20 protein-coding genes and 1 pseudogene are annotated in these 21,548 nt (G+C 74.3%); 15 read left to right on the forward strand and 6 right to left on the reverse strand.

What is annotated here, in order from left to right:
- The first annotated feature begins 54 nt into the window (after positions 1-54).
- From ACIQWA_RS39140 to ACIQWA_RS39155, 4 genes are all read left to right on the forward strand, one after another.
- Complete coding sequence (locus ACIQWA_RS39140) at positions 55-1,605, forward strand: phage tail sheath family protein (protein ID WP_402491452.1); 1,551 nt, start codon at positions 55-57, stop codon at positions 1,603-1,605.
- 69 nt (positions 1,606-1,674) lie between these two features.
- Entirely contained in the window at positions 1,675-2,115 is a 441-nt protein-coding gene (locus ACIQWA_RS39145) for a phage tail protein (protein ID WP_350509413.1), read from the forward strand.
- Positions 2,112-2,600, forward strand: coding sequence for a hypothetical protein (locus ACIQWA_RS39150; RefSeq protein WP_402491455.1), 489 nt, complete (start codon positions 2,112-2,114; stop codon positions 2,598-2,600). Before ACIQWA_RS39145 ends, ACIQWA_RS39150 begins: the two co-directional genes overlap by 4 nt.
- Positions 2,597-2,755 (forward strand): DUF6760 family protein, encoded by a 159-nt coding sequence (locus tag ACIQWA_RS39155; protein WP_360244231.1) that lies wholly within the window; start codon positions 2,597-2,599, stop codon positions 2,753-2,755. Before ACIQWA_RS39150 ends, ACIQWA_RS39155 begins: the two co-directional genes overlap by 4 nt.
- Positions 2,756-3,503: 748 nt before the next feature.
- On the opposite strand, the gene ACIQWA_RS39160 is transcribed toward ACIQWA_RS39155, so the two are convergent.
- Positions 3,504-3,947, reverse strand: coding sequence for a hypothetical protein (locus ACIQWA_RS39160; protein WP_402491458.1), 444 nt, complete (start codon positions 3,945-3,947; stop codon positions 3,504-3,506).
- Between the two features lie 1,684 nt (positions 3,948-5,631).
- Here ACIQWA_RS39160 and ACIQWA_RS39165 point away from each other — a divergent pair.
- From ACIQWA_RS39165 to ACIQWA_RS39210, 10 genes and pseudogenes are all read left to right on the forward strand, one after another.
- Complete coding sequence (locus ACIQWA_RS39165; protein ID WP_402491461.1) at positions 5,632-6,027, forward strand: hypothetical protein; 396 nt, start codon at positions 5,632-5,634, stop codon at positions 6,025-6,027.
- Between the two features lie 86 nt (positions 6,028-6,113).
- On the forward strand, positions 6,114-6,539 hold the full coding sequence (locus ACIQWA_RS39170; protein ID WP_360244222.1) for a phage tail protein: 426 nt from the start codon (positions 6,114-6,116) through the stop codon (positions 6,537-6,539).
- A 49-nt stretch (positions 6,540-6,588) separates the two neighbouring features.
- Complete coding sequence (locus ACIQWA_RS39175; protein ID WP_360244219.1) at positions 6,589-7,311, forward strand: LysM peptidoglycan-binding domain-containing protein; 723 nt, start codon at positions 6,589-6,591, stop codon at positions 7,309-7,311.
- Positions 7,308-9,086 carry a VgrG-related protein gene (locus tag ACIQWA_RS39180; protein ID WP_402491466.1) on the forward strand — a complete coding sequence of 593 codons (1,779 nt, stop codon included), beginning with the start codon at positions 7,308-7,310 and terminating at the stop codon, positions 9,084-9,086. Before ACIQWA_RS39175 ends, ACIQWA_RS39180 begins: the two co-directional genes overlap by 4 nt.
- A 64-nt stretch (positions 9,087-9,150) precedes the next feature.
- Complete coding sequence (locus ACIQWA_RS39185; RefSeq protein WP_360244213.1) at positions 9,151-9,462, forward strand: PAAR domain-containing protein; 312 nt, start codon at positions 9,151-9,153, stop codon at positions 9,460-9,462.
- Between the two features lie 73 nt (positions 9,463-9,535).
- Positions 9,536-9,988, forward strand: a complete 453-nt coding sequence (locus tag ACIQWA_RS39190) for a GPW/gp25 family protein (protein ID WP_402491469.1) — start codon at positions 9,536-9,538, stop codon at positions 9,986-9,988.
- Positions 9,988-11,949, forward strand: coding sequence for a putative baseplate assembly protein (locus ACIQWA_RS39195; protein ID WP_402491472.1), 1,962 nt, complete (start codon positions 9,988-9,990; stop codon positions 11,947-11,949). Before ACIQWA_RS39190 ends, ACIQWA_RS39195 begins: the two co-directional genes overlap by 1 nt.
- Entirely contained in the window at positions 11,946-12,512 is a 567-nt protein-coding gene (locus ACIQWA_RS39200) for a phage tail protein (protein WP_402491475.1), read from the forward strand. Before ACIQWA_RS39195 ends, ACIQWA_RS39200 begins: the two co-directional genes overlap by 4 nt.
- A 3-nt stretch (positions 12,513-12,515) precedes the next feature.
- Positions 12,516-12,581: pseudogene (locus ACIQWA_RS39205) on the forward strand (zinc-ribbon domain-containing protein); the annotation flags it as partial.
- Positions 12,582-13,040: 459 nt separating this feature from the next.
- The gene (locus ACIQWA_RS39210; protein ID WP_402491518.1) at positions 13,041-13,844 is read left to right on the forward strand and encodes an NADase-type glycan-binding domain-containing protein; all 804 of its coding nucleotides are present in this window, start codon (positions 13,041-13,043) and stop codon (positions 13,842-13,844) included.
- 118 nt (positions 13,845-13,962) lie between these two features.
- Here ACIQWA_RS39210 and ACIQWA_RS39215 read toward each other — a convergent pair whose 3' ends face one another.
- The 3 genes from ACIQWA_RS39215 to ACIQWA_RS39225 all read right to left on the reverse strand — a co-directional run bounded on the left by ACIQWA_RS39215 (position 13,963) and on the right by ACIQWA_RS39225 (position 17,055).
- Positions 13,963-15,111 (reverse strand): agmatine/peptidylarginine deiminase, encoded by a 1,149-nt coding sequence (locus tag ACIQWA_RS39215; protein WP_402491478.1) that lies wholly within the window; start codon positions 15,109-15,111, stop codon positions 13,963-13,965.
- Positions 15,112-15,188: 77 nt separating this feature from the next.
- Complete coding sequence (locus tag ACIQWA_RS39220; RefSeq protein ID WP_402491481.1) at positions 15,189-16,226, reverse strand: agmatine/peptidylarginine deiminase; 1,038 nt, start codon at positions 16,224-16,226, stop codon at positions 15,189-15,191.
- Positions 16,227-16,500: 274 nt separating this feature from the next.
- Positions 16,501-17,055, reverse strand: a complete 555-nt coding sequence (locus ACIQWA_RS39225; protein WP_402491484.1) for a TetR/AcrR family transcriptional regulator — start codon at positions 17,053-17,055, stop codon at positions 16,501-16,503.
- A 274-nt stretch (positions 17,056-17,329) separates the two neighbouring features.
- Between ACIQWA_RS39225 and ACIQWA_RS39230 the strand changes: the two genes are divergently transcribed.
- Positions 17,330-18,043: a hypothetical protein gene (locus ACIQWA_RS39230; RefSeq protein ID WP_402491486.1), complete on the forward strand. Its 714-nt coding sequence runs from the start codon at positions 17,330-17,332 to the stop codon at positions 18,041-18,043.
- 165 nt (positions 18,044-18,208) lie between these two features.
- Here the strand turns inward: ACIQWA_RS39230 and ACIQWA_RS39235 are convergent, their stop codons facing one another.
- Positions 18,209-19,822 carry a phytoene desaturase family protein gene (locus tag ACIQWA_RS39235; RefSeq protein ID WP_402491489.1) on the reverse strand — a complete coding sequence of 538 codons (1,614 nt, stop codon included), beginning with the start codon at positions 19,820-19,822 and terminating at the stop codon, positions 18,209-18,211.
- Between the two features lie 88 nt (positions 19,823-19,910).
- Positions 19,911-21,275 carry an NAD(P)/FAD-dependent oxidoreductase gene (locus ACIQWA_RS39240; protein ID WP_402491492.1) on the reverse strand — a complete coding sequence of 455 codons (1,365 nt, stop codon included), beginning with the start codon at positions 21,273-21,275 and terminating at the stop codon, positions 19,911-19,913.
- Positions 21,276-21,548 lie beyond the last annotated feature (273 nt).

The raw sequence follows: 21,548 nt of genomic DNA on the forward strand, positions 1-21,548 counted from the left end.
CCGCAGACTCGGGGGCGAGTGAGACGTAACGACCGGTCATCTGGAGGAGCGCGTATGCCGTCGTACCTGACCCCGGGCGTGTACGTGGAGGAGGTGCAGTCCGGTGCCCGGCCGATCGAGGGCGTCGGCACGGCCGTCGCCGCCTTCGTCGGCTTCGCCGGCAGCGGCCCCTTCCACGAGCCCACGCTGGTGACCAACTGGGACCAGTACGTCCAGCGGTTCGGGGCGTTCACCGAGGGCACCTACCTGGCGCACGCGGTGTACGGGTTCTTCGCCAACGGTGGCGGCTCCGCCTACGTCGTGCGGATCGGCGACCCGGCGCGGCAGGCCACCGGCGGCGCCCCCGCCCCGGCCGTCGTGGCGGCCCCGCCGGTGGAGATCGGCGGCTTCCTGGTGTCGGCCCTGCCCGGTGCGGGCGGCGAGGTGTCCGTCGAGGTCGCCGACGCCGAGGGCGAGAACGTCCCCGACGACCGGTTCCGGCTGATCGTCCGCCGGGGCGCCGAGGTGGCCGAGAGCTACGACGTCTCCACCCGGAAGAACACCAAGGGCTACCTCGTCACCCAGCTGCGCGAGTCCAAACTGGTCGCCGTCGCCGAGCAGCCGGGCACCGCGCCGAGCCGCCCTGAGCGCCGCACCCACGCGCTCGCCGCCGCCCCGGCCCCCGCGACCGGCCCGGTGGTGGCCGCCGGCACCCGGCTGGACCCGGCCGAGTACGTCGGCGACGCGGCCGCCCGCACCGGCTTCTCCGGCCTGGAGGCGATCGACGAGATCACCATGGTCGCGGTGCCCGACCTGATGAGTGCCTACCAGCGCGGCGACCTCGACGACGAGGGCCTGCGCACCGTCCAGCTCGCGGTGATCTCGCACTGCGAGCAGATGGGCGACCGGATCGCCGTGCTGGACCCGCCGCCCGGCCTCAACGCCCAGCGGATGCGCAGCTGGCGCCAGGACGAGGCCGGCTACGACTCCCGCTACGCCGCGCTCTACTACCCGTGGATCAAGGTGTTCGACCCGGCCACCGGGCGCAACGTGCTGGTCCCGCCGAGCGGCCACGCCGCCGGGGTGTGGGCGCGCAGCGACGCCGAACGCGGGGTCCACAAGGCGCCCGCCAACGAGGTCATCCGCGGCGCCGTCGACCTCGAACTGCGGCTCAGCAAGGGCGAACAGGACCTGCTGAACCCGATCGGCGTCAACTGCGTCCGGGCGTTCCCCGGCCGCGGCATCCGGATCTGGGGCGCCCGCACCCTCTCCTCCGACCCGGCCTGGCGCTACCTCAACGTGCGCCGGCTGTTCAACTACCTGGAGGAGTCCATCCTCCTGGGGACCCAGTGGGTGGTCTTCGAACCCAACGACGACCGGCTGTGGTCCAGCATCCGGCGGAACATCACCGCGTTCCTCACCGAGGAGTGGCGGCGCGGGGCGCTGTTCGGCCAGACCGCGGCCGAGGCCTTCTACGTCAAGTGCGACCGTGACAACAACCCGCCCGAGTCCATCGACCTCGGACAGGTGATCTGCGAGATCGGCGTCTCCCCGGTGAAGCCGGCCGAGTTCGTGGTGTTCCGGCTGGCCCAGTTCTCCGACAGCACCAGCCTCCTCGACGAGTGAGTCGCGGCCCCACCGCAGACCCATCCGTCGGCCCCACTGTCGATACGCATCGGAAGGTGACCACACGCCATGGCTGAAGGCGATCCGCTCTCCACACACATATTCGGCGTCCAACTCGGCGGCTACAACGTCGAGTCCGTCAAGGAGATCAGCAACCTGACGGTCGAACAGGACGTCGTCGAGTACAAGCAGGTGACCCAAGAGGGCAAGCTGATCGTCCGCAAGCAGCCCGGCGCCCGACTGCCCGGCGAGGTGACCATCACCCGAGGCCTGGACAAGAGCGGCGCGTTCACGGACTGGATCAAGGAGACCCTCAACAACGGGGCGATCAACACCGCCCGGCAGAACCTCACCATCGAGGTCAAGGACACCACCGGGGCCACCCTGCGCCGCATCCAGCTCACCAACGCCTGGGCGAGCCGCTGGGAGGGCCCCACGCTCAGCGCGGGCGAGTCCAGCGCCGCGACCGAGACGGTGACCATCGTGTTCGAGGAGATCCGGGTCGAGTGAGGCGCAAGATCGGCCTTGAGGAGCTGCTGGAAGGCGCCCCGGCCCCGCAGAACCCCGCGCCGCAGCAGGCGGCTCCGGGGCAGGCGGGGCCGGCCGGGCCGCCCCGGCGGCAGTCCCCGCACACCGAGTTCGAGTTCGAGCTGCCGCTCGGCTACGTCGACGACGAGGGCACCGTGCACCGCCACGGCGCCATGCGCCTGGCGACCGCGCGCGACGAACTGATGCCGCAGATCGACCTGCGGGTCAAGGAGAACCCGGCCTACCTCAGCGTGGTGCTGCTCAGCCACGTGATCACCCGGCTGGGCGACCTCACCGAGGTGCACACGGGCATCGTCGAGCGGATGTACGCCACCGACGTGGCCTTCCTCCAGGACCTCTACCAGCGGATCAACAGCGAAGGCCACACGCGCGCCGCCGTGACCTGCCCGCACTGCGACGGCGCCTTCGAGGTCGACCTCGCCGGTGGGCGCCTGGGGGAATCGTGACGTACGCGCCTGCTCGGCTGTACGAGGAGATCGCGTACATCGCCTACCACCTCCACTGGTCGCGGGAGGACCTCCTCGACCTGACCCACCACGAGCGCGGGCAGTGGGTGCGCGAGGTCGCGCGGCTCAACTCCCGTATCAGTGAGGGTGGGTGAGGGGGGTGGGGCTGCGGGACTGGATCGGGCGGCGGCGTGGCGGGTCCGGCGCCGGGGTTGCTCCGGGGTCGGGCTCTGACGCGGGCCCGGGCCCGGGCTCTGACGCGGGTTCGGGCTCGGGTTCCGGGGCTGCCGGGGTCGCGCGGTCGCGCCCGGTGGCCGGGGACGGGGGCTGGCGCGCCGTGGCGCCGCTGGTCCCGACCCTGGCCGGGGCGTCGCCGCGCGGGGTCAGCGACGGTCTGGCGTTCCGTTCCCGGCTCTCCGCCTGGCAGGACCCTTCGCTGAGCGGACCGCTCGGCCACTCCGTGCTGCCCTCCGCTCCGGCGGGCATCCTGCGGGCGGTCGCGGTGCCGGGCACCCCGTCCGTGACCGTGGGCGGCGGGGACGAGCTCGTCCTGCGGCCGAGGGTGGGTGCGGGGGAGGAAGAGCCCGCGGGACCGTTGGAACCGGCGGGACAGGTGGCACGACAGCGGACCAGGCCCGTCCAACGGGCGGTCCGGCTGCGGCAGTTGCCCGTACGGTCGACCGGGTCCCGTGCGGCGCGTACGGGCGGAGCCGATCGGCGGGCTGGGGCTGGGGCTGCGGTGCCCGGTCCGTCCCGCAGTGCCGTTCCGGCGGCGGGTGCGGCAACTGATGCTGTCGAGGCCGGAGTTGTGGAGGCACCCGCTGGTCCGGCGGGTCGTACGGTGCGGCAGCCGGAGGCGGTCGCCGGGGCGCCGCGTCGGAATGGCGTGGCAGGTCCGGCCGTTCAGCGTGCGGTGCGACCGCGGGCCGTCAGCGCGCCGCTGACCGTGGCGCGGCGCCCCGGGTTGCTGCCCGTACGGCCGGTGGCGGCCGTTCCGGTGCCGAGTGGGGCCACGCCGGAGGCCGTCGGCGAGGTGTCGAGCCGGGGTGCGGAGGTGTCGCGGCCGGTAGCTGTGGCGGAGGAGACGGCCCGTGCTGAGCGGGTGCCCGAGCGCACCGGGTCGGCGGCCCGAACGGCGCCGTCGGGCCCGGGCGGCGCCGCCGACGCGGCAGTGCAGCGGGCTGCGGCGACGCGTGGTGCGGCACCGGCCCGTCCGGTGCTCGGCGCGCCCTTGACGGCGCTGCCCGCGAGTGCGGCGCCGCTGGCCGCCACCGGCCCCCGGACGGCCGAGTCCGCGCCGGGTGCCCCGCCTGCTATGCCGGTGGTCCGCGCCGAGTCCGGGGCCACGGGTGGCGGGGAGCCCGGGGGCGGTGAGCGGGCAGCGCGTGGGTTCGGGGCCGGGCCCGTCGGCGGCGCGTCCGTCCAGCGTGCGCCGTCCTCGCCGGCCGCCGAACGAGCGTCCCGGGCGCCGTCGCACCCGAGCGCGATCCCGCCCCAGGCCTCGACCTCGGCTCGGGCCCAGGCCTCGACCCCGGCCCAAGCGCCGACCCCAACGTCAACCCCGTCCCAGGCCCCAGTGCGCCCGCGCTCGGGTCTGGGTGCGCCCCTCGATGCGATACCGCCGACGGCGGCAGCCGTCGGCCGTGGCGCTCCGTCGGCCGGTGGGCGGCGGCGGGTCCGGCGGGGCTCGGTCGCCCTGCCGGGGAGTGGTGGGCCGAGCGCACCGGCCGCCGGCGGTGGTGCACCCATGCAGCGTGCGGCCGAGCACCACATGACTGGCTCGCAATCATCAACGCCAGTTCAGGCAAGCACAAGTGAGGAATCATCACACCGGGTCTACGCCGCCGTGCCCGGCCCTGTCGGCGTGCCGAGTGCGGCCGGACGTGTCGGCGGCGGCCCGGTCGTTCCGGCCCGTCCGGCCGGGGGCGGTCTGGGCGTGCAGCGGGCCGTCGAATCCACCGCCCCGAGGCGCGGGCTGATCGGGGAGCGTCCGATGGCGGTCGCCCTGGCGGCAGCGTCGGCGCCCTTCGCGGGCGGCGTCGGCGCTCGGCCGGGGGCCGCTGCGGTGCCCGCCGCCCCGCCGGTGGTTCCGGTGGCCTGGCCCAACTCCCTTGCGCGCCGTACGGACTCGGAGTCGGACTCGGAGCCGCAGCCGGAGCAGGGTTCGACGGCCGCGCCGCAGCCGAGGTCGGCTCCGGCGCCGCGCGGGGGCCGAGCGGCGGCTGCTGCTCCCCGGCGCGGGACGAGCCCCGGGGTCGGCCGGGCCGCCAATGCCGGGCAGCCGGTGCCACCGGCGCCAGGGGGTGCAGTGGCCGCCGGTCGTCCGTCCGGCGGGGGAGTCGGGCACGCGGTGGCAACGGGCGTGCAGCGACTGCGCGTCCGGCGTTCACCGGAGCACCGGGCTGGCCGGGAAGTGGCCGATCGTCCTTCCGTACAAGGGAGTTCGGCGCCCGACGACGCCGCGCCGACCTCAGCTGCCGCCGACGGCCCCTCGCCCGTGCGGTCCGAACGGCGGCGCGGCACGGTGCCCGTGGCGCAACGGCCGCAGGGAGGTGGCGGCCACAGCCCTGCCGCTGTTCAACGTCTTGCCGCCGCCCAGTCGTCCTCCCGCCATCCGCGCCCCGGGGTTCGGTCCGGCGGGCGGTCGGCCGCGCCGGTGCCCGCGCCGGTGCCCGTGCCCGTGGTCCGCCTCGCGCCGCCGGGCATCCAGGCGCTCCCACGGGCGGCCGCACCGCTGTCCGGCGGGCCCTCACCGGTCGTCCAGCGGGCTCAGTGGCCTTCGGTGGCAGCCGAGTTGTCGCCGCAAGGGACGGCCGCGCCGGCCCGCGCCGCGCAGCCCGTACGGCCCGCGCAGCCGGTGGCGCCTGCACAGCCCGTGGCGCCCGCGCTGCCGGTGGTCCCTTCGCTCCAGCGGCTGCCGGGTGCGCCCGGCCCGCTGCCGCAGGCCCAGGCTCAGCCGCTCGCCGTGCTGTCGCCGGTCGTGTCCCGGTCTATGGCCCCCGGGGTGCCCGCAATCCCCGGGGCAGCGCCCATGGCCGCGCGGCCCGGCGGGGCCGGGAGCACCCCGTCCGTACCGTCCCCGCCGCCCGCCGCCCACTACTCCGCACCCGGTACGGCGCAGGTGTTGCAGCGGGTGGCCGAGCAGGCCGGGCTGGTGGGGGTGCCGTTGACCGCCGTCCCGGCGCGTCGGCCGACCACCGTCCAGGCGGCGCCGCCGCACGGCGCGCAGTCCGGTGGGCAACGGCCGCCCGGCGGCACCGAGAAGGGCGGGGCGGCGGCCGAGGGCCCCGACAGGCCCGAGCACACCGCGCCCGCCGACCTGGACGAACTGGCCCGGCGCCTGGTCGAACCGGTCGGCCGCCTGCTGCGCACCGAACTGCGCAGGGGCCGGGAGCGGGCCGGGAAGCCGTACGACCTGCGCCGCTGAGCGCGGGCCGGCGCCGGACGGCCGCCGGGGGACCGGATCGACGTTGACCGTGAGCAGCACAGCAGGAACAGCAGGAGGCGGGGCCGATGACCGACAACATCTTCGCGAGCAGTGTGTTCTTCAGCCTGACGATCGGCGGGAACGACCTGGGCGAGTTCACCACCTGTTCGGGGCTCGGCGCGCAGGTCGAGATCGAGCAGTACGCGGAGGGCGGCAACAACGGCTTCGCCTGGCAGCTACCGGGCCGGATCACCTGGACGAACATCACGCTGAGCCGCGCGGTCACCGCGGACACCGCCAAGATCGCGCGATGGCTGAACGAGATCGTGCGGAAGGTCGAGCCGAAGGACGGCGAGATCGTGGCGCTGCGGCCGGACCTGAGCCGGATCGTGGGCTGGCAGGTGCTCGGGATCGTCCCGGTGCGGTGGGAGGGGCCGTCCTTCGACCCGTCGAGCTCCCAGCCGGCCATGGAGTCCCTGGAGATCGCCCACGCGGGCCTCCGCCCGTCCTGAGCGCGCCCCTCACCCCCTCCCTCCCCCCAAGCACCCAAGGAGCAGCAGGATGTCCTCGGCGGTCCCCGCGAGTGTCACCCGGGCGCAACTGACCATCATGGAGCCGCCGGCCACCGTCGGCGCCCAGCCCGGCGGTGCGATCGCGCGGCTCCCGCTCCAGTTCAACCCGGCGACCCTGGTGCTGCGCAAGTCCACCGAGTGGCGGCGCACGCCGTCCCGGATGGCGGGCCAGTCGGCCCTGCCGGAGTTCGTCGGCAGCGGCCCGCGCTCGCTCTCCCTGGACGTGTTCCTGGACTCGACCGCGACCCACGACAACTCGGTGGAGCGGGCGGTGGAGCAGCTGATGACGGCCTGTGTGCCGACCCCGACGAGCCTGGCGCGCAAGACCCCGGCCAGCCCGTGGATCCGGCTGGACTGGGGCACCTTGAAGACGACCTCGTTCAACGGGGTGCTGACCGGCCTGTCCGTCACCTACACGCTCTTCGACGTGGACGGCAACCCGCTGCGCGCGGTCTGCTCGCTCTCCATCGACGAGGCGAGCGTCGACCCGGCCGGGCAGAACCCGACCTCCGGCTCCCCGGAGGCCCGCAGCACCCACCGGGTGATCGCGGGCGACAGTCTGCCGCTGCTGGCCTGGCGGGCGTACGGGGACGCGACGGCCTGGCGGACCATCGCGGAGGCGAACGGCATCGACGACCCGCTGGTGCTGGTCCCGGGCGCGGAGCTGATCGTGCCGGGCATCGACGAGCTGACCCGGGGCGGTGCGGCATGACCACGCCCGAGGCCCGGGGCGGCCGGCCGTTCGCCGCGGATCCCGTCGTCGAGGCGCCGGGGCCGCTGCCGCCGGTGTGGGCGGCGCAGCTGGTGTCCTGCGACATCGAGGAGAGCGTGGGCCTGCCGGACACGGCGGTGCTGAGCTTCCGGGACGCCGACCACACCTTCCTCTCCGCGACCGGGATCACCATCGGCACCGAGCTGCGGGTCTCCGTGGTGACGGTGCAGGGCAACACCCGGGTGCGGCTGTTCACCGGGGAGGTGACGGCGCTGGAGCTGGAGGTGGACACCACGGGCTCGTACACGGTGGTGCGGGCGGCGGCGGTGACCCACCGGCTGATGCGCGGGCGCCGGGTGAAGGCCTTCCGGAACATGACCACCGCCGACATCGTGCGCGAGGTGGCCACGGGCGCGGGCCTGGCCTGCGGGCGGGTCGACTCCTTCCCGGTGGTGCACCAGCAGCTGTCCCAGGCGAACGTCCCGGACTGGGAGTTCCTGCAGTTCCTGGCGCAGGAGAGCGGCGCGCAGGTGCGGGTGGACGACGACGGCAAGCTGGAGTTCGTCCGGCCGCAGCCCGCCTCCTCGGCCCCGGCGCCGAGCACGCCCGCGCCGCAGAACCCGCTGGTGCTGGAGTACGGGCGCAACCTGCTGGAGCTGCGCGGGGTGCTGACCGGCGCGGCCGGGGCGGACACGGTCGAGGCGCGCGGCTGGAACGTCACCACCAAGAGCGCCCTGGTCGCCACCGAGCCGTCGGTGGCCTCGACCACCGTACTGCCGGGGCTGAGCCCCTCGGTGGTGGCCTCGGCCTTCCCCGGCCAGGCCAGGCTGACCGTCGCCGACACCCCGTACCGCACCCAGGCGGAGACCGCCGCCGTGGCCCGTTCGCTGGCCGCCTCGGTGGCCGGGGGCTTCGGCGAGCTGGAGGTGGTGGCCGAGGGCAATCCGCGGCTGCGGGCCGGCACCGCCGTCGCCCTGGGGAACGTCGGCGCGGCCTTCTCCGGCCGCTACACCGCCACCGGGGTGCGGCACCTGCTGGAGCCGTTCCGCGGCTACCGCACCACGGTGGTGGTCAGCGCCTCACCGGACCGTTCGCTGGCCGGGCTGACGACCGGCGGCAACGCGCCGCCGCGCGGGCCGCGGATGCCGGGCCTGGCCGTCGCCGTGGTCACCGACGTCCGGGAGCCGGGCGCCGGGCAGCGCGGCTGGGTCCGGTTGAAGTTCCCCTGGCTGGACGACAGTTACGTCTCCGACTGGGTGCGCACCGTGCAGTGGGGCGGCCACGGGGGCGGCGGCGTGGTCAGCCCGGAGGTCAACGACGAGGTGCTGGTGGGCTTCGAGCAGGGGGACCTGGACAGCCCGTACGTGCTGGGCGGGCTCTACAACGGCGTGGACCGGCCCTCGCCGCACGACGTGCCGCTGGTCGACGCGACCGCCGGCAAGGTCAACCGCCGTTCCGTGGTGTCCCGTTCGGGCCACCGGCTGGAACTGCTGGACGTGCCGGGCGGCAGCTCCGGGGTCCGGCTGGCCAGCGGCGACGGGAAGCTGGAGGTCCGGCTGGACCAGCAGCGCGGGGAGATCCTGCTGACCGTGCACGGCGGGGTCGGCGGGGCGGGCAGTACGGTGCGCCTGACCTCCTCCGGCATCACCCTGGACGCGGGCACCGGCGAGGTGAACGTGCGCGGCGGTTCGGTGACCGTGCGCGGCACGACCGCCGTCACCGTGGACGGCGGGGCCGAGGCCGTCCTCAAGGGGGCGTTCGTGCGCATCAATTGACGGACCATCAGAACACGCAGCAGGATCGTGCCCGGCAGGGCGCCCTCGGAAATGGAGACCGCACATGCCCCCCGCAGCCCGGACCGGCGACCCGACCGACCACGGCGGCGTCCTCACCACCCCGCCGCCGGGTGCCGTCAAGGTCGCGACGGTGCTGATCGGCGGCCGCCCCGCCGCGGTGGCCGGCAGCGTGCACGCCTGCGTCCCGCACGTGGAGCTGGGCCCCGCCAACCTGGTCGAGCCCCAACTCGGCGGGCTGACCGGGGGAGTGGTGCTGATCGGCGGCCTGCCCGCGGCCCGGATGGGCGACAAGACCACCTGCGGTGCCACCATCATCGCCGGGGCGTTCAACGTGCTGATCGGCGGCGCACTGTGAGCGGGCGCGGCGAGCGGGTCATCGACAGGCGCGCACGGGCGAACGCCCCTGCCCGGCGCAGCGAGGCGGGCGCATGAGCAACGACTTCATCGGCCGCGGCTGGGCCTTCCCGCTGCGGGTGAACGCCACCGGCGGGATCGGCATGGTGGAACGGGACCGGGAACTCGCCGAGGCGATCCGGCTGATCCTCGGCACCGCCCCCGGCGAGCGGCCGATGCGCCCCGAGTTCGGCTGCGGCATCCACGAGTACGTCTTCGCCCCGGGCGACAGCACCACCGCCGGGCGGATCGCCCGCGAGGTGCGGATCGCACTGGAACGCTGGGAGCCGCGGATCACCGTCGACGACGTGGTGATCGCCTTCGACTGGGTCGACGAGGGCACGCTCTACATCGACGTCCACTACACCGTCCGCGCCACCAACGACCGCCGCAACCTGGTCTTCCCCTTCTACACGATCCCGGAGTCCCCGGGGGCGGAAGCCGTGGACCCGCAACCGGCCGCCGCCGCGGACGGAGGTGCCCGCTGATGGCCCTGCCCTCCCCGAACCTGGACGACCGCCGGTTCCAGCAACTCGTCGACGAGGCCAAGCGGTACGTGCAGCAGCGCGCGCCGGAGTGGACCGACCACAACGTCTCCGACCCGGGCGTCACCCTGATCGAGACCTTCGCCTACCTGGTCGACCAGCTGCTCTACCGGCTGAACCGGGTGCCCGAGAAGAACTACACCGCCTTCCTGGACCTGCTGGGCATCCGGCTCTTCCCGCCCGCCGCGGCCCGCGCCGAGGTCGACTTCTGGCTCTCCGCCCCGCAGTCCGAGACGGTCCTGCTGCGCGCCGGCACCGAGGTGTCCACGCTGCGCACCGAGACCGACGAGGCGGTGGTCTTCGCCACCGCCGAGGACCTCCCGGTCGTCCCCAGCGCACTGGAGCGGCTGGTCACCGTCACCGCCGCCGGTGAGCAGGCCGACGTCACCGGACGACTGGCGGACGGCGTGGACGTGCGGTGCTTCCAGCCCCGCCCGGCGGCCGGGGACGCCATGCTGTTCGCCCTGCCCGCCGTGGTACCGCGCTGCATCCTGGCCGTCCGGCTGGACAGCCGGGTGGAGGGCGTCGGCGTCGACCCGCGCCAGCCCCCGCTGGTCTGGGAGGTGTGGGACGGCGCCCGCTGGATCGCCTGCGAGACCGGCAGCGACACCACCGGCGGCCTCAACCGGCCCGGCGAGGTGGTGGTGTTCGTGCCCGCCGGGCACACCGCCTCGGTGGTGGCCGGGCGGCGGGCCGGCTGGCTGCGCTGCCGGGTCACCGAGCCCCGGCCCGGCCAGCCGTTCTACTCCGAGTCCCCGACCGTGCGCCGGGCCGAGGTGTTCACCGTCGGCGGCACCGCCACCGCCGTGCACGCCCGGACCGTCACCGACGCGCCGCTGGGCACCTCGGAGGGCGTCGCGGGCCAGCGCTTCCGGCTCGCCCGCCCGCCGGTGCTGCTGGACGGCGGAGCGCCGGTGGTCGAGGTCTCGGCCGGCGACGGCTGGCAGCGCTGGACCGTCGTCGAGCACTTCGGCGACTCCGCGCCGACCGACCGGCACGTGGTGCTGGACGCCACCAACGGCGAGTTCCTCTTCCCGCCCGCCGTCCGGGAGCCCGACGGCAGCCTGCGCGCCTTCGGCGCGGTGCCGCCCAAGGGCGCCCAACTGCGCGTCCCGCAGTACCGCACCGGCGGCGGGATCGCCGGCAACGTCGCCCGGGGCACCGTCACGGTGCTGCGCAGCTCCGTCCCGTACATCGCCCGGGTGGACAACCGGGAGGCGGCCCGGGGCGGGGTCGACGGCGAGACGGTGGAGAACGCCAAGGCGCGCGCCCCGCGCCAGCTGCGGCTGCAGGAACGCGCCGTCACCGCCGGGGACTTCGAGCTGATCGCCCGCCAGGCCGCGCCCTCCGCCGCCCGGGTCAACTGCGTGCCCGCCACCGGCGGGGATGCCGGGGCGGTCCGGGTCCTGGTGGTGCCGGAGGCCGTCGCCGACGAGGGCGAGCGGCTGCGGTTCGAGCAGCTCATCCCGGACGAGCAGGTACTGGCCGAGGTGGCGGCCGCGCTGGACGAACGGCGGCTGATCGGCACCCGGGTCCTCGTCCAGCCGCCCGCCTACCAGGGCGTCACCGTGGTCGCCCGGCTCACCACCCGCGCCCCGGACCCCGACCGGGTCCGCGAGGCGGTGCTGGACGCGCTCTACCGCCACCTCAACCCGCTGCGCGGCGGCGCCGCCGGCACCGGCTGGCCGTTCGGCCGGGCGGTGCAGTACGGGGAGGTGTTCGCCGTGCTCCAGCGGGTGGCCGCCGTCGCGGGCGTCGAGGAACTGCGGCTCTTCCCGGCCGACCCGATCACCGGCCGCCGGGGCGCGCCCGCCGAGCGGGTCGACGTCCCGCCGGACGCCCTGGTGTTCTCCCACCAGCACCAGGTCGTGGTCACCGCGGTCGCCGAGGACGGCACCTCATGACCAGAGCCGCCGTCCCCGGGCTGCCCAGCCCGCACCCGATCGGCGAACTGCTGCCCGCGCTCTTCGCCGACGACGACTTCGCCCAGCGCTTCACGGCCGGCCTGGACACCGTCCTCGCCCCGGTCTTCGCCACCCTGGACAACCTGTCCGCCTACTTCCGGCCCGAACTCGCGCCCGCCGACTTCCTCGACTGGCTGGCCTCCTGGGTCGCGGTCGAGGTCGACCCGGCCTGGCCGGAGGAGGTGCGCCGGGCGGTGGTCGGACGCGCGGTGGAACTGCACCGCTGGCGCGGCACCCGGCGCGGACTCACCGAGCGGCTGCGGCTGGTGCTGGGCGCCGGAGCCGAGATCACGGACGGCGGCGGCGCCGTCTGGTCCACCGACCCGGACGGCGCGCTGCCTCCCGCACCGGGCGGCGGCGGGGTGCTGGTCCGGGTCTGGCCGCTGGGCGGCGCGGGGCTGGACGAGGACCAGGTGCTGGCCGTCGTCCGGGCCGGCTGCCCGGTCCACCTGACCTGCCGGGTCGAGATCCTGCCCGGTCCACCCGGGCGAGCGGAGGGCTGACGGATGCCGGTGTGTCCCGAATGCGGCACGGCCAACGCGGAGGGCGACGACTTCTGCGGCAACTGCGGCGCCTACCTGGGGTGGTCGCGCCGCGCGCCCGCCGCGGGGGCCGGGGCCGCTCCGGTGGCCGGGCCTGGGCCCGCGCCGGCCTCGACGCCGGCGGCGTCCGAGCCCGAGTCCGCTGCGCCTGCTGCGCCTGCTGCGCCTGCTGCGCCTGCTGTGCCGGAGTCTGCTGCGCCCGACACCTCGCGTACCTGGCGGAACGTGTCCCGACGGGTCACCAGCCGGAGCCGGCGCACCCAACCGGCCGCCCCGGAGCCCGCTGCTCCAGAGCCTGTTGCACCGGAGCCCGCTGCACCGGCACCGGCACCGCCCGTCGAGGAGCCGCCCGTCGAGGAGTCGCCCTCCCCGGCGGCCGTCGAGACCTCGCGCTCGACCTCCACCCGGGCGCGGCCCGTACCGGCTCCCGCACCGGAGCCGGACCCGAAGCCGCAACCACCCGCCGGACCGCCTGCGGCACCGCCCGCCGTGACACCCGCCGCACCGCAGAGCGACCCGGTCGCCGTGCAGCCCGCCAAGCCCGTCGCGCCGCGTCCCGTCGTCCGGGCCTCCGCCGTCGAGGAGACCCAGGACGGCCCGCCCTGCCCCCGCTGCGGCACCCCCAACCTGCCCGAGCGCCGGTTCTGCCGCCGCTGCGCGGCCCCGCTGACCGTCACCGCGGCCGCCCCGGAGCTGCCCTGGTGGCGCACCCGGTGGCCGTTCCGGCGCCGGGTGCGGATCGGCGGCTCGGGCAACGCGCTGCGCCGCACCATCGCGCTGATCGTGCTGCTCGCGCTGGTGGTGGCGGGGGTCCTGCTCTACCCGCTCGGCAAGAACGCCTACCAGGACGTGCTGGACAAGCTGGGCAGCACCGCACCGGTCTCGCCCTCGCTGACCACGGCGTCGGCCGCGGTCGAGGGGCACCCCGCGAGCGCGGCCGACGACGGCCTCTCCAACACCTACTGGGGCGCGCCCGCGATCGGCGACTCCGTCGACTTCACCTTCCGCACCCCGTTCCGGCTGGTGGACCTGATCGTCCACACCGGCGCCTCCGCGGACCCGGAGCAGTTCCGGCAGCAGGCCCGCCCGCTGGTGCTCGCCCTGGAGGTGACCGCCTCGGACGGCGAGGTGCACCGCAAGCAGGTCACCCTCAACGACCAGCCGGGCCCGCAGACCGTGGCGACGGGCATCAGCGACGTCGTCCGGGTGAAGCTGACCGTCCGCGAGGCGGCGGGCACCGGCCCGGGCCGCACCGTGGCACTGGCGGAGGTGGAGTTCTTCAAGCGGACGTGAAGGGGTGCCCGCCGCGGTGGTGTCGCCGGTCGCCGGTGCCCGCTTCGGCGGCGGCGCGGCTGGTGAAGGCGACCGAGAGGTCCGCCGGGGTCGCGCCGTGGGCGCCGAACAGTGGGGATCAGTCGGCGGGCTGGTCGTGGGTCGAGCAGTGGATGCCGCCGCCGCCGGAGGCGATGGTGTCGATCTGCACGGGGACGATCTCGCGGTCCGGGAACTGGTCCTTGAAGACCTCCCGGGCGTGCCCGTCGGCCTTGGCGTCGCCGAACAGCGGCAGGTACACGCCCTTGTTGCCGATGTAGAAGTTCATGTACGAGGAGACGAAGGCGTCGCCCCGGCCGGTGATCCGGTCCGGGTCGGGCTGGCTGATCTCGATCACCTTGAGCTTTCTGCCGGTGGCGTCGGTGGCGTCCGCGAGTACGGCCCGGGCCTGGTCGGCGGAGCGGGACCAGACGTCCGCGGGCATGCCGGGGAAGGCCCGGTCCAGGAAGACCACGCCGGGGGCGGCGAACCGGGCCAGGCAGTCGACGTGGGCGTCGGTGATGTCCTTGCCCTTGACGCCGGCCAGCCAGATCACCTTGGTGATGCCGAGGGCCTGCTTGAGCTCGGCCTCGACCTGGTCCCGGCTCATCCCCGGGTTGCGGTTGGCGTTGACGACGGAGCTCTCGGTGACCATCAGGGTGCCCTGGCCGTCGGTCTCGAAGGAGCCGCCCTCGGCGACCAGCGGGGTCTCGACGCGCTCGACGCCGAACCTGGCCAGCACCGTCCGGGCGATCTTGGAGTCGTTGGCGTGCTGCTGCTTGTCGCCCCAGCCGTTGAAGTTGAAGTCGACGCCCTTGACCTTGCCGCCCTCCTCGACGAACACCGGCAGGGTGTCGCGGGCCCACAGGTCGTCGACGGCCACCGGCACCACCTCGACGGCGGAGCCGCAGGCCTTCTGGGCGGCCTCCTGCTGCTCCGGGCGGGCCATCATGACGACGGGTTCGCGGGCGGCGATGGCCTGGGCGAGGCCGGCGATGTCCTTGCGGACCTCCGGGAGCTGCTCGCCCCAGACGCTCTCGGAGGCGGGCCAGGACATCACGGTGCGCTGGTGCTTCTCCCACTCGGCGCCGAAGCGCCGGGCGCCGGGGGAGCCGGGCTGCTGGGACGGCGGCACGGCGCCGTCGGGGTCGCCGAGGCCGTCGGGGTCGCAGGCGGTCAGGCCGAGGGTGAGGACGCCGACTCCGGCGCCGACGCCGGCGATGGAGCGGATCATGCTGCGACGGGACATGGCGTTGGGCATACGGGCTCTCCGGGCAGGGGTCGAGGGTGGTCCGGGAGGGACAACTGATGCGGCTCGGGCTCCGGCTACGGCAGCGGTTCGTGCATGGTCGAGCAGTGGATGCCGCCGCCCCCGGCCATCAGCCGGTCGACGTCGAGTTGGACGACGTGGCGGCCGGGAAAGGCGGCGGCGAGCGCGTCCCGGGCGGCGGCGTCCTTGTGGGCGTCGCCGAACTGGGCGGTGATGACCCCGCCGTTGACGAGGACGAAGTTGAGGTAGGAGTCGACGAACCTGGAGCTGCGGGAGCGGACGCTGTCCGGGCCGTGCACCGGGATGACCTGGAGCCGGCGGCCGCGGGCGTCGGTGGCGGCGGAGAGGATGGCGAACTGCTCGCGGGCGTCGCGCACCCAGGAGTCGTTGCGGTCGGCCGGCGGCAGCTGGACCATCACCACGCCGGGGCGGACGAACCGCGAGGTGACGTCGACGTGGTCGTCGGTGATGTCCTCGCCCTTTATGCCGGGCAGCCAGATCATCCTGTCCGCGCCGTAGGCCTCCAGGACGGCGTCCTCGATCTCGTCCCGGCTCATGCCGCGGTTGCGGTTCTTGTTGACCAGGCTGCTCTCGGTGGCCATCACGGTGCCGTCGCCGTCGGTCTCGACCGCCCCGCCCTCACCGACGAAGTCCGCGTAGGAGTGGCGCAGGCCGCGGTGAGCGGCGATCCGCTCGGCGGCCCGGGCGTCGTCGTGGTGGACCTGCTTGTTGCCCCAGCCGTTGAAGTTGAGGACCACGGCCTCCAGGCCGCCGTGGCCGTCCCGGCGGAACACCGGGGCGATGTCGCGCATCCACAGGTCGTCGGTGGGGATCGCGGTGATCACCTCGACGGACGGGCCGCACCTCGAGCGGGCCTTGTCCGCGGTGTAGTCGTCGGGGGCGCACATGACCACGGGCTCGAACCGGGCGACGGTGCGGGCGATCAGGGCGATGTCCTCCTGGACGCCGCCCAGGCGCAGCCCCCAAACGCCCCGGCGGGAGGGCCAGGACATCCAGGTCCGCGCATGGGGGACGTCGTCGGCAGGCACCCAGGGGCCCGACGCGCCGGAGTGGTCGTCGTGGTGGTGGCTCACGGTGGTCTCCTGATCGTGCGGGGATGCGCAGGTGCCGTTCGCGCCGTGGCCCGGGACCGGTCCGTGGTCGGGGGAAGGGTCGCAGCCGTCTCCACTCTCCGGGTGACGGCGCGTGGGCGCAGAGCGGGACGGAGCCAACGGACGGGGCGGCCGGCGCCTGCTGTCCCCTGCAGCGTTGCACTGACTAAAAAGTCAGTCAAGTTCGGACATGCGCCGTGACTCTTGCCGCAGGGAGCGTCACGCAGCGCGCCGTCCGGGCCCGCCGCTGCACGGTTCAGGCGTCGAGCCGGGCGATCTCGCTGTCGATCGCCTCGGCCATCAGGGCGCGGGCGTGGGTGACCGGCAGGCTGCCGCTGAGCCAGCGGGTGCTGAGGCCTTCGAGCAGTGCGGTCAGCCGCTCCGCCGCGCCGGCCAGCGCGACCGCCGAGGACATCGGCTGTACGGCGCCGAGCAGTCCGGCGATCTCCTGGACCCAGACCCGGGTGGCGCGGGCGAGGTCCTCGCGCAGGGTCTCGTCGAAGACGGCGCTGGCGCGCAGCTCGCCCCAGGCGGTGCTGTTCTCCCGGACCTCGACGCTGTCCTGGAGTTCGAGCAGCAGGGTCTGCTCCAGCTCCTCGCGCGGCGTCAACGGCGGTGCGTCCGGGGCGCGTTCGGTCGTGTAGCGCTCGGCCCGGTCGTTGATGAACTCCAGCGTCTGCCGGAGGATGCCGGTGCGGTCCTTGAAGTGGTAGTAGATCAGCGCGGTGGACACGCCCGCCTCGGCGGCGAGCTCCTCCACCCGCAGCCCGCGCACGCCGCGCCGGGCGATCACCCGCGCCGCTGCTTCCATGATCGACGTTTTCCTACTGGCCACGGTCCACCACCTTACCCGCGGGGCGCGCCAAGATCACTCCGCATGCTGAAAGTCCCGTCAGGTGGGATGCCGGGGGCGGGCCGTACGTCCTGACGACTTTCGGACAAGCTGCGCCCCGGGAGTGGAATTCTCCGATCCTCCGCTGAACTTTCACGTCTCCACCACCTAGGGTGACTCTCGTTCGACCGCCGGGTGGACCGGCGCAACGGGGGTACCTCATCCTCCTCAATACTCCAGGAGCACACCGGACATGACCCTGCGTCAGATAGTGAAGTGCGTGAGGGCCCTGGCGACCGGCCGGGGCGCGGGAGCCGCCGTGGCGTCGATCGCCCTGGTCGCGGCCGTCGCTCTGGGCGGCACCGTCTCCGGTATGTCCACGGCCGAGGCCCGGACGGCGGGCTGGGGCAACGGCGGCAAGTGGAGCTGCTCCGGGCAGCCCGTCGCCGCCGGGAACGTCATCACCGACCACGACCCCAGCGGGTGCAGCGGCGCCGGCTCCTGGTACCAGCAGCCGGCCAAGGACGGCATCTGGACCTGCTCCGGCTCCCCGGTGGTGGCCGGCTACGTGATCACCGACCACCAGACCACCGGCTGCCGGGGCATGGGCTCCTGGCGGCACAACCTCGTCCACGACGGCATCTGGACCTGTTCCGGCTCGCCCGTCGTGCCCGGCTACGTCATCAGCAACCACTTCCGCAGCGGCTGCGGCGGCATCGGCAACTGGCAGCACAGCCTCCCGCACGACGGCATCTGGACCTGCTCGGGCTCCCCGGTGGTGGCCGGCTACGTGATCACCGGCCACACCGTGGCGGGCTGCGACGGCGCCGGCTCCTGGCGCCACAACACCGCCCGCGTCGGCCTGTGGACCTGCCCGGGCTCGCCCGTCCCGGCCGGCTTCCGGGCCACCCAGTACAACGCCGGCGCCTGCGACGGCCTCGGCGGCTGGGTCCTCGCCCGCGCCTGACGCACCGGCACCGGGCAGGTCGCCGTACGACCCCCTCGTACGACCCCCTCGTACGACCTCTCCGTACGACCTCTCCGCGCGACCTCTCCGCGCGACCTCTCCGTACGACCTCTCCGTACGACCTCTCCGTACGACCTTCTCGTCCCGGCCGGCCCGGTCCCCGTCCTACCGGGCCGGGTCGGCCAGGACGGCCTGCGCCGCGTTGTGCCCCGGGATCCCGCTGACCCCGCCGCCGCGGACGGCGCCCGCGCCGCACAGCAGCACGTTCGGGTGGGCCGTCGCCACGCCCCAGCGGGCGGCGGGGTCCGCCCGCCCCGCCCCGTCGTCGTCCCCGTCCCCGTCCCCGTCCTCTTCCTCGGTGAAGGGGAAGGCGAGGTCGCGATGGAAGATGTGCCCGCCCGGCAGCCCGAGCTCCCGCTCCAGCGCCGGCGGCGTCCGGGCCTCCACGCAGGGCCGTCCGTCGGCGTCCACGGCCAGGCAGTCGGCGATCGGCTCGGCCAGCACCGCGTCCAGCTGCGCCAGGCTCGCGGCCAGCGCGCGCTCCTCGGCCGCCGGGTCGCCGAACAGCCGGGCGGGCATGTGCAGTCCGAAGAGCGTCAGGGTCTGGTACCCCTGCCGGACGGCCTCCGGCCCGAGGATGGACGGGTCGGTGAGGGAGTGGCAGTAGATCTCGGACGGCGGTGCCGAGGGCAGTCGGCCGGCCAGCGCCTCGGTGTACGCGGTCTCCAACTGCCGGTAGCCCTCCGCGATGTGGAAGGTCCCGGCGAAGGCCTCGCGCGGGTCGGCGGCGGCGTCCCGCAACCGGGGCAGCCGGCGCAGCACCATGTTGACCTTGAGCTGGGAGCCCTCCGGGGCGGGCCCCGGGTCCTCGCCCAGCAGCTGGGCCAGGGTGGCCGGGGCGGCGTTCACCAGCACCCGTCGCCCCGCCACCGTCGTCTCGCCGTCCCGGTGCCGGTACGTCACCTCGGCGTCGCCCCGGCCGTCGGTGGCGATGGCCGTCACCTCGCAGCCGGTCCGGAGCTCCGCCCCGGCCGCCCGGGCGGCGCCGGCCAGGGCGTCCGTCACCGCGCCCATCCCGCCGACCGGCACGTCCCAGTCACCGGTCCCGTTGCCGATGACGTGGTAGAGGAAGCAGCGGTTCTGCCGCAGCGCGGGGTCGTGGGCGTGGGTGAAGGTGCCGATCAGCGCGTCCGTCAGGACCACGCCGCGCACCAGGTCGTCCGTGAAGGTCCGTTCGACCGCCTCGCCGAGCGGCCGCTCGAACAGGGCCGTCCAGGCGGCCTCGTCGCCGACCAGCCGACGGAACTCGGCGCGGGTGCGCAGCGGTTCGGTGAGGGTGGGGAACACCCGCCGGGCGACCTCCGCCGTCATCCCGTAGAAGCGCTGCCAGGCCTGCCACTCCCGGTCGCCGCCGGTCAGGCTCCGGAACGACTCCCTGGTGCGCTCCGGGTCCGCCGCGTCCACCAGCAGCCCGGTGGGCTTCCCGTCCCGCAGGGTGGGGGTGTAGGAGGAGATCCGGCGGCGGCGCAGGTCGAGCCGCAGCCCGAGGTCCCGTACCACCTGCCGGGGCAGCAGGCTGACCAGGTAGGAGTAGCGCGACAGCCGGGCGTCCACGCCGGGGAACACCCGGGCGGAGACGGCGGCCCCGCCCACCCTGGGCAGCCGTTCGAGGAGCAGAACCCGCTGCCCGGCCCGCGCCAGGTAGGCCGCCGCCACCAGTCCGTTGTGCCCGCCGCCGACGATCACGGCGTCGTACCGGGATGACACGATCGTGGTCATCCGGTCACGGTACGACACCCCACCCGTGCGGGGAACCCCCGCGATCTCACACCACGCCGTAACAGGTCAGGCGCCACCACCCAGACCCTCAGGAGCCCCCACGCCTGCCACGGCGGAGCGCCTGCCGGGCCAGTGTCCTGCTGCCGTTGAAGAAGTCGCTGAACCGGTCCAGCCCCCAGATGGCTCGGAGGACGAACGGCTGCATCAGCAACGACATCGACGGCGGGTACGTCGAGGCGTCCGACCAGATGCCGGCGAGGTCGTCCGACATCTCACCGTCGACGATGTAGTCGGCGAGCTGATGGGCCACGTACGGCACCTGACAGAGGCCGTGGCCGTTGCAGGCCATCGAGTAGAAGACGTTGCCGCCCACCTGCCCGGCGATCGACAGCCAGTCCGGGCTGATGCCGATCCAACCGTCCCAGGCCCGCTCGATGGCCACGTCGGACAGCGACGGGAACCGGTTGGCCAGATCCTTCCCCATCTCCTGCACGACACGGGGATCCGGGACCCGGTCCGGGAGCGGGAAGGTCCGGCCCCGCTGCGCCTGGCGGACCCCGCAGACGATGGTGTTGCGCTCGGTGAGACGGTAGTGGGTCATCAACTGGTGCTGGGTGATGATGCCGGACCGACTGGTCCAGTCCAGCGCGGCGAGCCGCTCCGGCGCGATGGGTTCCGACTCGATCTCGATGACGTACAGCGGCGTCGCGAGGTTCTTGGGCGTGATGTCCCACTCACCGCCGTAGACGCTGGTTGCGAGCACCACCTTGTCGGCCCGCACGGTGCCGTGGGGTGTCGTGATCTCGACGGTGCTGCCTGTCCGCCGGACGTCGCTCACCCGCGTCCGCTCGAAGACCTTGGCCGAAGAGGCGAGCAGCGCGCGACGCACACCACGAGCGAGCTTGCCCGGGTTCAGCATCCCGCCGATGGACTCCCGCATACCGCCCACGAAGCCGGCAGGGAGGCCGAGTTCCTCCCTGTTGCCGACAGTCCCGTGCCCACCGAAGGCGCGCAGGACCGCCGCCTGAGTGCGCACCCTGAGCATCATGACGGGTGAGACCGCACCCCACACCAGGCCGTTCGCCACGTAGTCGCAGTCGATGGCGTGCGTTGTGATGAGGTTCTCCACGTAGTGGCCCGCGTGTTCCGCCAGTTTGACCATGACCGGCATCTTCTTCGGGGACTGGAGGCTGAGCATCCGTAGGTCGCCACCCGGAGCCCCGGCGATCTGACCGCCGTTGCGCGAGGCCGAGCCGTAACCGCAGAACTCGGCCTCCAGCAGGACCACGTCCTGGTCGCGCTCCGCGAGGCGCAGCGCAGCCGCCATACCGCCCATGCCGCCGCCGATGACGGCGATGGCACAGGTGAGATCGCCGTCCAGCGCGGGCCGCACGTCGTCCGGCGGATCGATCCAGCCGGTGAAGCTGCTGTATTTCGTGCTGTCGGTCCTCATGCGCGCTGATCTCCTTCTAGGCGAGGTCCGTCCTGTTCCGTGCTCCGCGTTTCGTGCTCCGCGTCAAGGCATGCTCGGCATGAACCTCGCCTGCGGCGGTGACCTCGTACCTCACTGTCGCCAGCCACGGCCGCGGCGAGAACGACACCGAGCACCTGCTTTCCCTGAGGCCGGTGCACGGTGCACAGGCCAGTCGTGCCCTTGCGTTCACACGCTCCCCGAGTTGGGCGCGACCCCGGACGAGGTCGCGCCCAACTCGGGCAGCAACGGCCG

The sequence above is a fragment of the Kitasatospora sp. NPDC098652 genome, assembly GCF_044760155.1.
Lineage (GTDB): Bacteria > Actinomycetota > Actinomycetes > Streptomycetales > Streptomycetaceae > Kitasatospora.